Raw genomic sequence first — 16,237 nt, 5'->3', positions numbered from 1 at the left:
GATCTCATGAATTATTCTTCATCATCAAAGCTCATGGCTTCTTTGGTAGTAAGGAGCAATTCATACTCTTCCTTACTTCCTACGATCATGTTCTCGAATTCACGTAAGCCTGTACCTGCAGGGATCGGGTGACCGGTGATAACGTTCTCTTTCAAACCTAAGAGATCGTCGGTTTTACCTTCAATAGCTGCTGTGCTCAATACTTTCGTTGTTTCCTGGAACGATGCCGCAGAAATCCAGCTCTGAACGCCCAATGATGCTTTGGTAATACCCAGCAACACAGGTTGTGCAGTAGAAGGATGTGCATCCCTCACTTCAATCAGCTTCTTATCTGCACGACGCAACTGGCTGTTTTCTTCACGGTATTCACGAACAGTTACAATCTGACCAGGGCGTACTTTATTGCTGTCTCCCGGCTCAGTTACAACCTTCTTATCAAAGATGCGGTCGTTCTCTTCATTGAATTCAAAACGATCAACGAGATCTTCTTCCAGGAACTTCGTATCACCTGCGTCAATGATTTCAACTTTCTTCATCATCTGGCGAACGATTACTTCAATGTGTTTATCATTGATACGCACACCCTGCAAACGATATACTTCCTGAATTTCATTTACCACATATTCCTGAACGGCAAACGGACCTTTGATTGTTAAGATATCAGCTGGTGCAATTGCACCATCACTTAATGGAACACCGGCTTTGATAAAGTCACCTTCCTGTGCAAGGATCTGGCGTGTAAGAGGAACAAGATATTTCTTGGTTACATCATCCTTGCTTGTTACAATAATCTCCCTGTTACCACGCTTAATGGCTCCAAAAGTAACTACACCATCGATCTCAGATACAACGGCTGGGTTACCCGGATTTCTTGCTTCAAACAATTCAGTTACACGTGGCAGACCACCCGTGATATCACTGAAGTTTACCAAGTACACGTGGAATTTTCACCAATACCTGTCCTGCAGTTACTTCTTCACCTTCTTCAATTACAATGTGTGAACCAACTGGCAGGTTATATGATTTAATATCCTTTCCACCTTCAACTAAAATCGCAGGGATCTTGGTTTTATCTTTTGTTTCAATTACCACTTTCTCACGGTGACCTGTTTGTTCATCGGCCTGCTCACGGAAAGTAATACCATCAAGAATATTCTCTAACTTAATCTTACCTGCTATTTCAGCAACAATTACGTTATTGAACGGATCCCATGTACAGATCGCTTCGCCTTTCTTAATCTGCTGTCCTTCTTTAATATTCAATGTAGCACCGTAAGGAATATTGTTCGTGATGAGTAAACGGTCATTCTTTACATCCATGATCCTTACTTCACCTGTACGGCCAATAACCAACTGTACTTTTTTACCCTCGTTGCCTGTTGCAGTTACTGTACGTAACCCGTCAAACTGAATGGTACCATCAAATTTCGCATAGAGAGAAGATTCAACTGATGCTGAACCAGCCACACCACCAACGTGGAACGTACGGAGTGTTAACTGTGTACCGGGTTCACCAATTGATTGTGCAGCAATAATACCAACAGCATCACCTTTCTGTGCAATTACACCTGTTGCAAGGTTTTTACCATAACACTTCACACACACACCACGCTTGCTTTCGCAGGTTAATACAGAACGGATTTCAACTGTTTCAATTCCACTGTCTTCAATTTGCTTGGCAATAGCTGCGGTAATTTCTTCGCCTGCCGCTACAATGAGCTGATCAGTTTGCGGCTCGTATACATCATGTAATGATGTGCGGCCGGCAATACGGTCACTCAATGGTTCAATTACATCTTCGTTATCTTTTAATGCACTTGTTGCAATTCCACGCAATGTTCCGCAATCCTCATCTTTAATCACCACATCCTGTGCAACGTCAACCAAACGACGGGTTAAGTAACCGGCATCCGCTGTTTTCAGGGCCGTATCCGCAAGACCTTTACGGGCACCGTGTGTTGAGATAAAATAATCCAATACACTCAGGCCATCTTTAAAGTTGCTCAATACAGGATTTTCAATGATCTCGCTTCCGGTAGAACCAGATTTTCTTGGCTTCGCCATCAAACCTCTGATACCAGCCAGCTGTTTTACCTGCTGCTTACTACCACGGGCCCCACTATCCAGCATCATAAACACGGAGTTGAAACCTTGTTTATCAGTAGCCATTTCACGAATCAATGTTTCAGTTACACGTGTATCAACACGGCTCCAGATATCAATGATCTGGTTGTAACGTTCATTGTTGGTGATAAGACCCATATTATAACTGTCCCATACTTCATTTACTTCACCCTGTGCATTTTCAACCAGCTCTTCTTTGATTGCCGGAACGAGAAGATCGTTAATGTTGAACGACAATCCACCCTGGAAGGCTGTACGGAAACCAAGCGTTTTAATATCATCAAGGAACTTCGCTGTTTTTGGAACGTTGGTAATTTCAATGATATCACCAATGATTTCACGAAGGTTTTTCTTTGTTAATAAGGTGTTCACAAAACCAACTTCTTTCGGCACAAATTGATTGAAGATTACACGACCTACTGTTGTTTCAGTAAGCTTGTTTACAATCTTTCCATTTTCACGCACATTCAAACGAACCCTGATCCACGCATGCAGATCAACTTGTTTTTCGTTGTAAGCAATAATCACTTCTTCAGGAGAATAAAACGCCTTACCCTGTCCTTTTACAATTTCAGTATCAGTTGTTTTCTTTCCTTTAGAAATATAATACAGACCAAGTACCATGTCCTGTGAAGGAAGCGTAATTGGTGTACCGTTCTGCGGGTTAAGGATGTTGTGTGATGCAAGCATCAGTAACTGAGCTTCCAAAACAGCAGCATTACTTAACGGAACGTGTACGGCCATCTGATCACCATCGAAATCGGCGTTGAACGCAGAACATACGAGCGGGTGTAACTGAATGGCTTTACCTTCAATCAGTTTAGGCTGGAAGGCCTGAATTGATAAACGGTGCAGTGTTGGGGCACGGTTTAGCATGATCGGGTGACCTTTCAATATATTTTCAAGAATATCCCAAACAACTGCTTCTTTTTTGTCTACCAGTTTACGTGCAGACTTCACAGTTTTTACGATACCTCTTTCAATCAGCTTACGGTTAATAAATGGCTTGAACAATTCAGCAGCCATATCTTTTGGTAAACCACATTCATGTAATTTCAGCTCAGGCCCTACCACGATAACAGAACGACCTGAATAGTCAACCCTTTTACCAAGCAAGTTCTGACGGAAACGTCCTTGTTTCCCTTTTAATACATCACTCAATGATTTCAATGCTCTTCCGCCTTCAGCTTTTACAGCATTTGATTTTCTTGAGTTATCGAATAATGAATCAATCGCTTCCTGTAACATACGTTTTTCGTTACGAAGGATTACTTCAGGAGCTTTAATCTCCAGCAATCTTTTCAAACGGTTGTTACGGATAATTACACGACGGTATAAATCATTCAGATCAGAAGATGCAAAACGTCCACCATCCAAAGGAACTAACGGGCGAAGTTCAGGTGGTATAACAGGAATGTACTGCATCACCATCCACTCAGGGCGGTTGGTAATACGCAAATTCGCATCACGGAAAGCTTCTACAACGCTCAAACGCTTTAATGCATCTGCTTTACGTTGCTGTGAAGTTTCAGTTGCTGCTGCATTACGCAAATCATAACTCAACTGATCCAGATCAATGCGCTGTAACATATCATGCACAGCTTCAGCACCCATTTTGGCGATGAATTTCATCGGATCTTCATCAGGTAAGTACTGATTGTCCTTTGGTAATGTATCTAACAGATCGAGGTATTCTTCTTCAGTAAGAAGATCACCCATCTTCATGGTTTCTTTTACGCCTGGTTGTATAACCACATAACGTTCGTAGTAAACGATGGTCTCTAATTTCTTAGAGCTTACGCCTAACAAATAACCAATCTTTTTTGGTAATGCTTTGAAGTACCAGATATGAACAACAGGCACAACCAGTTTGATGTGTCCCATTCTTTCACGACGTACTTTCTTTTCCGTTACTTCCACACCGCAACGGTCGCAAACTATGCCTTTGTAACGAATACGCTTATACTTACCGCAAGCACATTCGAAATCTTTTACCGGACCAAAAATCCTTTCGCAAAACAAACCATCACGTTCAGGTTTGTAAGTACGGTAGTTAATGGTTTCTGGCTTTAACACCTCACCAAAGCTGCGTTCCAGGATTGTATCCGGAGATGCAAGTCCGATGGTGATTTTTGAAAAAACTGGCCTCTGACGATTTTCTTTTCTGAATGCCATATCTGTGTTTCTGTTTTTTTGTTTTTAGATGCCGGCTTTTGATTTTCAGTCAACACCGGTTGTGTCACTCACTTCAGGTTTCTGTTCCTTACTCTTCAAATTTAAGGTCAAGACCCAGGCCTCTTAATTCATGAACCAATACATTGAATGATTCAGGAATACCGGGACGTGGAACGTTGTCACCTTTAACAATGGCTTCATAGGTTTTTGCACGACCCATGATGTCATCAGATTTGAGTGTAAGTAATTCCTGCAAGATATTTGATGCACCAAATGCTTCCAGTGCCCAAACCTCCATCTCACCAAAACGCTGACCTCCAAACTGTGCTTTACCTCCCAATGGTTGTTGTGTGATGAGCGAGTATGGTCCGATTGAACGGGCGTGCATCTTGTCATCAACCATGTGATGCAGTTTGATCATATAAATGATACCAACAGTTGCTTTCTGGTGGAAGCGTTCACCTGTTTCACCATCGTATAAATAAGTATGCCCAAATTTCGGTAAACCTGCCTCAGTGATATGATTGGCAATTTCTTCTACACTTGCACCATCAAAGATTGGTGTTGCGAATTTCACACCCAGTTTTTCACCAGCCCATCCAAGTACAGTTTCGTAAATCTGTCCAAGGTTCATACGACTTGGTACACCCAATGGATTCAATACGATATCTACCGGAGTTCCATCTTCAAGGAACGGCATGTCTTCCTGGCGAACGATCTTAGCCACAATACCTTTGTTACCATGACGACCCGCCATCTTATCACCCACTTTCAGTTTACGCTTCACAGCTAAGTAAACTTTAGCAAGTTTCAATACACCGGCAGGTAATTCATCACCGATTGAGATGTTGAATTTCTCTCTCTTGTAACGGCCCAACTCTTCGTTGAACTTGATATTGTAGTTGTGTAATAACTGGTTGATCCATTCATCAGTTGTTGCATCACCTGTCCATCCTAACGGATTAACGTTGGCATAGTCAATTGTTGCAAGGTTTTTCTGATTGAACTTAGCGCCTTTCCAATCAATGATTCGCCAAAGTTGTTGTTAACACCAGCTGATGTTTTGCTTTGCAGCAAAGACAACAGTTTGCTTAATAACACATCGAGCAGATCAGTTGTATTTTTTTCGTGGATCTTTTCAACTTTTTCCAGTAATGCTTTTTCACGAATCTTACCATTCTTATCTTTCTTGGCACGCTGGAATAATTTTTTATCAATCACCACACCTTCAGTTCCGCTTGGAGCTTTCAATGAAGCATCTTTTGCATCACCTGCTTTATCACCAAAGATGGCACGTAACAACTTCTCTTCAGGAGTTGGATCGCTTTCACCTTTTGGAGTGATCTTACCAATTAAGATATCACCTTCTTTAATTGCAGCACCAATACGGATGATACCATTCTGATCCAGATCTTTTGTTGCTTCCTCACTTACGTTTGGAATATCAGGTGTCAGTTCTTCTTCACCTAATTTGGTATCACGTACTTCCAGTTCAAATTCATCAACATGAATAGAAGTAAACAAATCTTCTTTTACAACTTTCTCATTAATAACAATGGCATCCTCAAAGTTGTAACCTTTCCATGGCATGAACGCCACTTTCAGGTTACGTCCCAATGCGAGTTCACCATTCTTCACTGCATAACCTTCAGTTAAGAAGTCGCCTTCTTTTACTGCCTGACCTTTTAATACAGCGGGCATCAGGTTAATACAGGTACTCTGGTTTGTTTTAATGAACTTGGTGAGTTTGTAGATTTTCAAATCTTCTTCAAAGCTTACCAAACGTTGCTCTTCGTTTCTTTCGTAACGAACATGAATTTCATTGGCATCTACATATTCAACCACACCTTTACCTTCAGAATTCAACTGAATACGGCTATCTCTTGCTGCCATTGCTTCCAGACCGGTACCAACAATAGGAGCTTGCGGACGTACAAGCGGAACCGCCTGACGCTGCATGTTTGATCCCATCAATGCACGGTTGGCATCATCATGTTCAAGGAATGGAATTAACGAAGCACTCAAACCAACAATCTGGTTTGGAGCAACGTCCATATATTCTACATCTGCTTTATCAAGAATCGGGAAATCACCACTTTCTCTCGAACGAACTTTATCTTCTATGATATGTCCTTTATCATCAACAGCAATATTTACCTGTGCAATCTTAGCTGTATCTTCTTCTTCTGCACTCAGGTAAGTAAGATGTTTCATATCCACTTTACCATTGTCTACTTTACGGTAAGGAGTTTCAATAAAGCCCATATCGTTTACAGTAGCATGAACACAAAGGGTAGAGATCAAACCAATGTTTGGTCCTTCTGGTGTTTCAATTGTACATAGACGTCCGTAGTTAGAATAGTGAACGTCACGAACCTCGAAACCAGCTCTTTCACGACTCAAACCACCGGGCCCGAGCGCTGAGATACGACGCTTGTGTGTAATTTCAGAAAGAGGGTTTGTCTGATCAAGGAACTGTGATAACTGTGATGTACCAAAGAACGAGTTGATAACTGAAGAAAGTGTTCTTGCATTGATCAGATCAACAGGAGTGAACACCTCATTATCACGTACGTTCATTCTTTCACGAATGGTACGGGCCATACGTGCAAGACCTACACCAAACTGAGCATATAACTGCTCGCCTACTGTACGTACACGACGGTTGCTCAGGTGATCAATATCATCAATATCAGCTTTGGCATTTGTTAACCTCACCAGGTATTTAATGATGGAGATGATATCATCTTTCGTTAATACCTTCTTCTCAATCGGGAAGTTTAATCCAAGTTTACGGTTGATCTTATAACGGCCAACTTCACCCAGATCGTAACGCTTATCACTGAAGAATAATTTATCAATAATACCACGTGCAGTTTCGTTATCAGGAGCATCAGCACCACGCAATTGACGGTAGATATGCTGAACCGCTTCCAACTCACTGTTAGAAGTATCTTTATTTAATGTGTTGTAGATGATCGCAAAATCACCACTCACTTCTTCTTTCTGGATGAATACACTCTTCACTTCCATTTCGCTGATCATTTCAATTGCTTCAGCATCCAGAATGGAATCTCTTTCAAGCACTACTTCGTTACGTTCGATACTTACTACTTCACCAGTATCTTCATCAACGAAATCTTCAACCCAGCTGCGGAGTACACGGGCAGCCAAACGCTTACCTTCAAATTTCTCCAGTGCTTTTTTATCTGCTTTTACTTCATCAGCCATGCCAAACAGTTCAAGGATATCCTTATCTGTTTCAAAGCCGATTGAACGTAATAAAGTTGTTACAGGGAATTTTTTCTTACGGTCAATGTAAGCATACATCACGTTATTGATGTCTGTTGCAAATTCCATCCACGCACCTTTAAACGGAATTACTCTTGCAGAGTAAATCTTGGTTCCATTGGGGTGAATGCTCTGACCGAAGAATACACCGGGTGAACGGTGTAACTGTGATACCACTACACGCTCAGCACCGTTGATCACGAAAGTACCACGGGGAGTCATGTAAGGAATGTTTCCTAAAAACACATCCTGAACGATGGTTTGGAAATCAACGTGCTCCTCATCATTACAGCTCAAACGGAGTTTGGCTTTGAGAGGAACCGCATAAGTTAATCCACGCTCCATACATTCGTCAATAGAATAACGGGGCGGGTCAATAAAATAATCTAAGAACTCCAGTACGAAAATGTTACGGGTATCGGTGATAGGAAAGTTTTCCTTAAACACACGGAATAACCCTTCGATGTTACGCTTATCGGGAGTAGTTTCTAATTGAAAATACTCTTTAAAAGATTGAATCTGGATGCCGAGCAGATCTGGAATTTCTGCAAGATGTTTAACTTTTCCGAAATTAATTCTCTTGTTTGCTGCAACTCTTGATGAAGACATATGTTCTTACCGGTTTTAAAAGTTTGTGCACACGAATAGCTCACCGTCTTTCAGTAAAGACAAGTACATTGATTTTCAGTTATTTATGACTGTAAATGGGCGCCAATTTGCTATTCAGCCTAAATTTAGGGTGGCAAAGTTAGCGATAATGTGTGTTGGAACAAAATTTGATTACAGGGATTTACCCCCATTTTTGGCAGAAATGGGCAAAGCTGTCAGGATTTTAACAAAGCCTGTTACCTGATCAATTGAACAGTACCTTTCAGTTCAATGCTTTTTTTCGTATCCCGGTTGATATAGCTGAGTCTCCAAACGTAAGTGGTTGGTTCCTGATCAATGGATTTATATTTCCCATCCCAGCCTTTCAGCCAATCCTTGGTTTCAAAAATTAAATTACCCCAGCGGTTATAAACTCTGAAAATAAGCTGGTCAGCTTTGATTGCGTTTAACGGGCCAAAAAAATCATTCAGCCCATCTCCGTTCGGAGTAAACACATTTGGCACATCAATTCTGCAGGTCTTCACAACCGTAATTGTTTTTTCCATTGTATTGCTGCATCCCAAATCATTCGTTACAGTATAGCTCACTTTGTATTTAGCATCTGCAAATGTTACCGGATATAGATGCTGTAATGGTTGCTCATCTGTACTTGTTTGCCCGTCACCAAAACTCCAGAAATGTGTTACCGGCCGCTCACTTGTTGGTATCCCTGTAATTAAGACAGGCTCTGCAGGGCAATTGAAAGTATCTATAACAAAATCAGCTTTCAGGAAATTATCCAGGTAAATTTTTGCTGAAACAGAATCTCTGCAAAAACCATTTGAAACAACCAGTGTGGCAGTTTTTTCTCCAAAGGTTTTATAAATCACCTGCTCATTTTGATTAGTGGCTCCTGCACCGGTTCCAAAATTCCATAACCAGCTGTTTATTTCATTTCCACCGGGATGTGAATAATCAACTGTATCTGCTAAACATCCTAACCGGATATTGTAGCTGAAATCTGCATTGACAGTGTCTTTTACAGAAAAGCTCATTTGAGAAACGGGTGTATTCTGATTGCACTCATCAATGATTGTATTCCCATCAAATCCTGGTTTTAAACGTACGGTAAATGTCCCTTTTGTCTGAAGAGGTTGTGAAAATGATACAATAATTTCTGATGTCAATCCATCAGCACTGCAATTACCTCTAGCTCCTGTAACTGTAACTGGGTAAGTACCTGTAACATCAAAATCAGTTCCGTTGGGATCAATCGAACTGCAACGAATCAGTTTCTTAAATACAAAACGAACTTCTCCTGTTGCACAGGCTACAGGAACTAAGCTGTCAAGTTTTGTTGGCTGTAAAAGTTGAATCTGAAAATTTAATACATCAGTAAGAGGGATTGGTTTATCACACAAATCAACAATTGTATTATTATCACTTCCATTCTTTAATTGTAATGTGTAATTCCCGGCTGGTAATGGCTGCGATAAAGTAATCACAACAGAATCTGTTTCAAAATTGCTGTTGCAACCAATTGGACTTACACTGACTGCATTGATACCCCCGGGAAAAGCAACAATATCACTTCCATTTGCAGCAATAGAAGAGCATTTCATTTTCTTATTCAGTTTCACCCTTAACTGATCTCCGCCACAGTTTGGTTTTACATCTGCCATTAAAGGATCTTTTGGATCTGTGATCACTGCTGTTCCACCGCCAAAAGATAAACCGTAACCACTCTGAGAATCGGTGTAATGGCTGACTAACAATAAATATGTTCTTCCAGCAACAATGTTTGGCGACCTTGCAAACCTTGGGGTGCTGGTAGCAGGGTTGGAAGCACATTGAATAGTTGTAATGCCCGTTGCTGATGCTCCTGTTGTGCCTGAACTTCCGCTCCAGTTACCAGTAACAACAAGTGCAGGATTGGTAAATACATCATCTGGATTGCGGCCCGTAATATCGTACAACTGCCAGTCGTAATCATCATTCAAATCAGTGGGTGTAATTGTAAAAGCCAACGAGCCGGAAACAAAACAGGTAAACCTGTACCAGTAAGGATTTTTATCGCCGTAAGCTGCGCCGTCGTTACATCCCGGAACCACTAAAGTTCGTGTATAACAAATGGGAACGGTTGTTTGCTGAAATACAGTTGTACCACAAACGGGAAATGCAGTTGATGGTGTTTGTCCTAAGGTTGTGCAGGCCTGACCACTTACGGAATAGGATTGAAATAACCCTGCACCAATAAGCAAAAAGAACAGATAATATTTTATAAGTAAGAAAGACTTCACTGATTATTGTTTTCAGGCGGGTTATTTAGTGCAAAATAGAATTTATCATCCGAAAGACAAACATTGCTTTCAAAACGTTGCCTATAAAAAAACCCCGACGTATAAGTCGGGGTTGAATTTTCTTTACAAGAAGAATTATGCGATTTCTACATCAGCACCTGCATCTTTCAGCTTACCAGCGATTTCGTCAGCTTCAGCTTTAGAAACACCTTCTTTAACAGGCTTTGGAGCACCGTCAACTAAGTCTTTTGCTTCTTTCAAACCTAAACCGGTTAAGTCTTTAACGATCTTAACTACGTTCAGTTTAGATGCGCCAGCGCTCTTCAGAATTACGTTGAATGAAGTTTTTTCTTCAACTGCAGCAGCGCCATCCCCACCACCTGCAGCAACTACAACTGCAGCAGCAGCTGGTTCAATACCGTATTCTGCTTTCAGAACGTCTGCTAATTCCTGTACTTCTTTTACTGTTAAGCCTACTAATGATTCGGCTAATGCTTTAATGTCTGCCATTTTAATTCAATTTTTACCGTCTTCACTGCTTTTAGTTTGCTCCGACGGCGGTTTTAAAAAAATTGCCTTTGATTATAACCCTCAGGCCTGGGCTTTTTATGTTTACAGTAAGATGAAAACTCATCCAACTTTTTAACATCAACTTATTCAGCTGCTGCTACAGCTTCTCCTTTTGTTTCAGCGTTATGCAATAATGCAGCAATAACACGTTTTGCAGGAGACTGCAACAATCCAATTACTTCGCCGATCAATTCGTTCTTTGTCTTGATCGCCACAAGTGCTTTCAATTGATTATCGCCGGCATATACATCACCATTAATAAAAGCAGCTTTCAATTCTGGTTTTGCACCATTGCTTGCTTTACGGAATGAACTGATAATTAAAGCCGGTTCTTTTGGATTTTCTGAAAACATCAGGGCTGTTACATTATTCAATGCATCAAATACACCTGCATAACGTTCAGCATCCAGTGATTCCAGTGCTTTTTTAATCAGTGTGTTCTTAGCCACTTTCATTTCAACATTCTTGTCGAAACATGCACGGCGAAGTTTACCCACTTGTGCTACACTTAATGATTCGGTATCAGTAATGTAGAAATTATTGTATTGACTGAATTTGCCTTTCAGCACCTCAATCACTTCATTTTTTTGTTCTTTAGTCATGATTTTAGTTTTAATAACCCTGAAAGGATTAGTTCATGAATGATTTTGTGTCAACAGATACCGCCGGGCTCATCGTGCTTGCAATGAAAATACTTTTCAGGTAAGTTCCTTTTGCAGTAGAAGGCTTGGCCTTAACAATTGCATGAATAAACTCAGTTGTATTTTCAACAAGCTTTTCAGGAGCAAAACTTACACGGCCGATAGAAGCATGAATAATACCAGCTTTATCAACCTTGAAAGCAATTTTACCGCCTTTTACTTCATTTACAGCACCTGCAACATCATTTGTTACAGTACCTGTTTTAGGGTTGGGCATTAAGTTACGTGGACCTAACACTTTACCTAACTTACCGATCTTCGGCATTACTGATGGAGTTGCAATGATTACATCTACATCTGTCCAGCCACCTTCGATCTTTGTAATGAATTCATCAAGACCAACGTGATCAGCACCAGCTGCAGTTGCTTCAGCAACTTTATCAGGAGTACAGAGTACCAATACTCTTTTTGTTTTACCTGTACCGTGAGGTAATGTTACAGTACCACGAATAGCCTGATCAGCTTTTTTAGGATCAACACCCAAACGGATGTGAACGTCAACTGAGCTGTCGAACTTTGTGCAGTTAATTTCTTTTACGAGTGAAGAAGCTTCTTTGAGGGAATAAACTTTGTTATTATCCACCTTCGCTTGAGCTACTTTTCTTTTTTTCGTCAATGACATGATTAAAAAAATTTAAGGTGAATAATTAGTTTTCCCAAGGGGCTTTACCGTCAACAGTTAAACCAAGACTGCGTGCTGTACCTGCAACCATGCTCATAGCACTGTTCAGTGTAAAGCAGTTCAGATCAGGCATTTTGTCTTTAGCAATTTCTTCAACCTGTGCCCAGGTTACTTTACCAACTTTAGCACGGTTAGGCTCTTTAGAACCTTTCTGAAGCTTTGCTGCTTCTAATAATTGAACGGAAGCTGGTGCAGTTTTAATAACGAAGTCGAAAGACTTGTCGGTATAAACAGTGATCAAAACAGGTACTACTTTACCCATTTTATCCTGAGTTCTTGCATTGAACTGCTTGCAGAACTCCATGATGTTAAGACCCTTTGAACCAAGGGCTGGACCTACAGGTGGCGCAGGGTTTGCCTGTCCGCCCTTTACCTGTAGCTTTACAAATCCTGAGATTTCTTTTGCCATTGTAAAAGTTTTTTGGTGATAACGTCACGCTTTTGGCATGACTCCCAAACAAATAATTCTAACTGTAAGAACTTTTGGGACGGCAAAGGTAAGGCTCATAAGCTTACCGGCAAAGGATTTGAGCAAGAATTTCATTGCTTGATTACGTCATCTCTTCAGAAACTTGAAAAAAAGTTGAAAGAAATAGAGTAAAAAAATGCTGCTATCTTTTATTCGCAACAGAATTTGGTTTAATTTTTCATTCTTATTCAACTTTTCATTAAACCCATTTTATAACTCATGGCAAAAGCAAAGAAAAAAGCAGCTAAAAAGCCTGCTAAAAAAGCAATTAAAAAGAAGGTAGCTAAGAAAGCTCCTGCTAAGAAGAAAGCGGCTCCTAAGAAAAAGGCAGCTAAGAAAGCTCCTGCTAAAAAGAAGGTTGCGAAAAAAGCAATTAAAAAAGTTGTAAAGAAGGCTGCCAAGAAAAAAGTAGCAAAAAAAGCACCCGCTAAAAAGAAAGCAGCACCAAAAAAGAAAGCGGCTCCAAAGAAAAAAGTAGCAAAAAAAGCACCGGCTAAAAAGAAAGTTGCTGCTAAGAAACCAGCTCCTAAAAAAGTTGTAGCTAAAAAGCCAGCCCCAAAGAAAAAGGCAGCTTCTAAGCCTAAGCCAGTAATTATTCCTGTTCCTGTAGCTCCAGTTCAGGCTGAATTGCCATTACCGGAAGCCCCTGCTACTCCTGTAACAGAAACATCAACTGAAGAACAGACATCATAAGATTGTCAACTTCTGCTAAATAAAAAAGTCCCCACTCTTTATTGAATGGGGACTTTTAAATTATTCTATTATCTTACTTAAGAAAGTTTTTCTACCTGCATGTAATTTAATTCAACCGGTGTTGCACGGCCAAATACTTTTACAGCCACTTTCAATTTTTTCTTCTCATCATTTACTTCTTCAATTACACCATTAAAGTCATTGAAAGGTCCATCGATGATCTTGATGGTTTCACCAACAATAAATGGTTCACTCATTGTCATACCACCATTGTCAGCCATTTCATCAACTTTACCCAGCATTTTATTAACCTCAGCTTTGCGTAAAGCTATTGGGTTTTCTTTACCTAAAAAGTGGATTACATTACTTGTGTTGCTGATGGTTTCACGAATATCATCACCCATTTTACCATTCTCAACTTCAATCATTACATACCCGGGGTAGAAGTTACGTTCACGAACAACTTTTTTACCATTCGCAACTTTATAAACCTTTTCAACCGGTAAGAACACCTGCTTTACAACATTGTCCCATCCATTGCGTGCAATTTCTTTATCGAGGTACTCCTTTACTTTTTCTCTTTGCCGCTCACGACACGAAGCACATACCACTTACTGGTTTCCACGTTGGCAGTTTCTGACATGACTTATTTTTTGAAAAATGAATAAAAGAATTGAAGTGATGTGGCAATACCAAAATCCATCACCCAAATAATTGAAGTGATAATGATTGTTGCAATCAGAACAATCATGGTTGACTGCTGCAGTTGCTGCCAGGTAGGCCAGGTTACTTTTTCAAGCAACTCACGGTACGATTCTCTTAAATAAACGGATACCTTGTTCATTGATTTTTGATTTGTAAATGTTCAAATTTACTTTGCACGGGCACTAGGATTCGAACCCAGATCAAAGGTTTTGGAGACCCGTATGCTACCGTTGCACCATGCCCGTAGAAAGCTAAAAGCTATTCCGGAGAACCGGAACAGCTTTTAGTTATATGTTGCAAATGTAAATCATTTGCCTTAAGCTAAAAGCTTTTGGCTCAGAGCTTATTTTAAAATTTCAGTTACCTGTCCGGCACCTACTGTACGACCACCTTCACGAATAGCGAATTTCAAACCTTTCTCCATCGCAATCGGCTGAATCAATTTTACAGTAAGGTTCGTGTTATCACCAGGCATAACCATTTCAGTTCCTGCAGGTAATTCAACTTCACCAGTTACGTCAGTTGTACGGAAGTAGAACTGAGGACGGTATTTCTGGAAGAATGGAGTATGACGTCCACCTTCTTCTTTGCTCAATACGTAAACTTCACCTTTGAATTCAGTGTGAGGAGTGATTGATTTTGGAGCGCAGATAACCATACCACGACGGATATCTTTCTTCTCAATACCACGGAGGAGTAAACCTGCGTTATCACCAGCCTGACCCTGATCCAGTAACTTCTTGAACATTTCAACACCAGTTACAGTAGAGTTCATTGGAGCTTCCATCAAACCTACGATTTCAACGGCTTCACCAACTTTTACAATACCACGCTCAATACGACCGGTAGCAACAGTACCACGACCAGTGATTGAGAATACATCCTCAACACTCATCAGGAACGGAAGATCAACCGGGCGTGGAGGAAGAGGAATGTAGCTGTCAACAGCATCCATCAAATCTTCAACCGCTTTCACCCATTTTTCTTCACCAGCTAATGCGCCGGTAGCAGAACCCTGAATGATTGGAGTATTGTCACCATCGAAACCATAAGAGGTCAACAGTTCACGAATTTCCATTTCAACCAGTTCTAACAACTCAGCATCATCAACCAAGTCAACTTTATTCATAAAAACAACAATCTTAGGTACACCTACCTGGCGTGCCAAAAGAATGTGTTCTTTTGTTTGTGGCATAGGACCATCAGTTGCAGCTACAACGAGGATAGCTCCATCCATCTGTGCAGCACCTGTGATCATGTTTTTTACGTAGTCAGCGTGACCCGGGCAATCTACGTGTGCGTAGTGACGGTTAGCTGTTTGATATTCTACGTGTGCAGTGTTGATAGTGATACCACGCTCTTTTTCTTCGGGCGCACCATCAATTTCATCGTACTTCTTAGCAACATTACCCATACCTTTTTTAGACAGGATATCAGTAATTGCAGCAGTTAATGTTGTTTTACCGTGATCAACGTGACCGATAGTACCAACGTTTACGTGCGGTTTTTCCCGCTTAAAGGTCTCTTTAGACATCTTATTTGTTTTTAAATTGTGTTTACAAAACTGTTAAACTAACTATTTTATGTTATCAGCCTCAGTGCTGCAGTCAGCTGCTGTTGCGTCGCACACTTCATGTTTTTCTTCTTTACTCACCAATCTGAAGGCTTTACACTTCAAATAATCAGAGCCGTTAGTGAGAATCGAACTCACGACCTCTTCCCTACCAAGGAAGTGCTCTACCCCTGAGCTACAACGGCTGGCAGAGTGTGATGATATCTCACATCGACTTCATTAAAAGAACTTTTGAGCGGGAGACCAGGCTCGAACTGGCCACCTATAGCTTGGAAGGCTATCGCTCTACCAAATGAGCTACTCCCGCTTAAATTTTAAAACACTATGTAAAGAACTTCCACCTTCCTTAAACTACGGTGGATAAAG

The 16,237-nt window shown here is 40.7% G+C and carries 8 protein-coding genes, 3 tRNA genes and 3 pseudogenes; 1 reads left to right on the top strand and 13 read right to left on the bottom strand.

Translation table 11 applies throughout. The features are described from left to right. Positions 1-11: 11 nt before the first annotated feature. The 7 genes and pseudogenes from rpoC to rplK all read right to left on the bottom strand — a co-directional run bounded on the left by rpoC (position 12) and on the right by rplK (position 12,840). Positions 12-4,299: pseudogene (gene rpoC / locus IPK31_13030) on the bottom strand (DNA-directed RNA polymerase subunit beta'). 88 nt (positions 4,300-4,387) lie between these two features. Beyond that, a pseudogene (rpoB, locus tag IPK31_13025) lies at positions 4,388-8,199 on the bottom strand (DNA-directed RNA polymerase subunit beta). A gap of 236 nt (positions 8,200-8,435) precedes the next feature. Beyond that, positions 8,436-10,448, bottom strand: a complete 2,013-nt coding sequence (locus tag IPK31_13020; GenBank protein ID MBK8088778.1) for a gliding motility-associated C-terminal domain-containing protein — start codon at positions 10,446-10,448, stop codon at positions 8,436-8,438. A 165-nt stretch (positions 10,449-10,613) separates the two neighbouring features. Continuing rightward, positions 10,614-10,988, bottom strand: a complete 375-nt coding sequence (gene rplL / locus IPK31_13015; protein MBK8088777.1) for a 50S ribosomal protein L7/L12 — start codon at positions 10,986-10,988, stop codon at positions 10,614-10,616. Between the two features lie 143 nt (positions 10,989-11,131). Further along, on the bottom strand, positions 11,132-11,650 hold the full coding sequence (locus IPK31_13010) for a 50S ribosomal protein L10 (GenBank protein MBK8088776.1): 519 nt from the start codon (positions 11,648-11,650) through the stop codon (positions 11,132-11,134). A 28-nt stretch (positions 11,651-11,678) separates the two neighbouring features. Beyond that, on the bottom strand, positions 11,679-12,371 hold the full coding sequence (locus tag IPK31_13005) for a 50S ribosomal protein L1 (protein ID MBK8088775.1): 693 nt from the start codon (positions 12,369-12,371) through the stop codon (positions 11,679-11,681). A gap of 25 nt (positions 12,372-12,396) precedes the next feature. Continuing rightward, the gene (gene rplK / locus IPK31_13000; GenBank protein ID MBK8088774.1) at positions 12,397-12,840 is read right to left on the bottom strand and encodes a 50S ribosomal protein L11; all 444 of its coding nucleotides are present in this window, start codon (positions 12,838-12,840) and stop codon (positions 12,397-12,399) included. 279 nt (positions 12,841-13,119) lie between these two features. On the opposite strand from rplK, the gene IPK31_12995 reads away from it, so the two are divergent. Beyond that, on the top strand, positions 13,120-13,593 hold the full coding sequence (locus IPK31_12995) for a hypothetical protein (protein MBK8088773.1): 474 nt from the start codon (positions 13,120-13,122) through the stop codon (positions 13,591-13,593). A gap of 77 nt (positions 13,594-13,670) precedes the next feature. Here the strand turns inward: IPK31_12995 and nusG are convergent. The 6 genes and pseudogenes from nusG to IPK31_12965 form a co-directional block, all read right to left on the bottom strand. Continuing rightward, positions 13,671-14,236, bottom strand: a pseudogene (nusG, locus tag IPK31_12990) (transcription termination/antitermination factor NusG). 3 nt (positions 14,237-14,239) lie between these two features. Then, complete coding sequence (gene secE, locus IPK31_12985) at positions 14,240-14,437, bottom strand: preprotein translocase subunit SecE (protein MBK8088772.1); 198 nt, start codon at positions 14,435-14,437, stop codon at positions 14,240-14,242. A 35-nt stretch (positions 14,438-14,472) separates the two neighbouring features. After that, positions 14,473-14,543: transfer RNA gene (locus IPK31_12980), tRNA-Trp, on the bottom strand. 98 nt (positions 14,544-14,641) lie between these two features. After that, entirely contained in the window at positions 14,642-15,832 is a 1,191-nt protein-coding gene (gene tuf, locus IPK31_12975) for an elongation factor Tu (GenBank protein MBK8088771.1), read from the bottom strand. 152 nt (positions 15,833-15,984) lie between these two features. Next, positions 15,985-16,056 (bottom strand) — tRNA-Thr (locus IPK31_12970). A gap of 49 nt (positions 16,057-16,105) precedes the next feature. Then, positions 16,106-16,178: transfer RNA gene (locus tag IPK31_12965), tRNA-Gly, on the bottom strand. Between the last annotated feature and the right edge of the window lie 59 nt (positions 16,179-16,237).

Source organism: Chitinophagaceae bacterium (assembly GCA_016713085.1).
In the GTDB taxonomy this organism is placed as follows: Bacteria; Bacteroidota; Bacteroidia; order Chitinophagales; family Chitinophagaceae; genus Lacibacter.
Note: the sequence above shows the minus strand (reverse complement) of the source record. Positions and strands in the feature narration are given on the sequence as shown.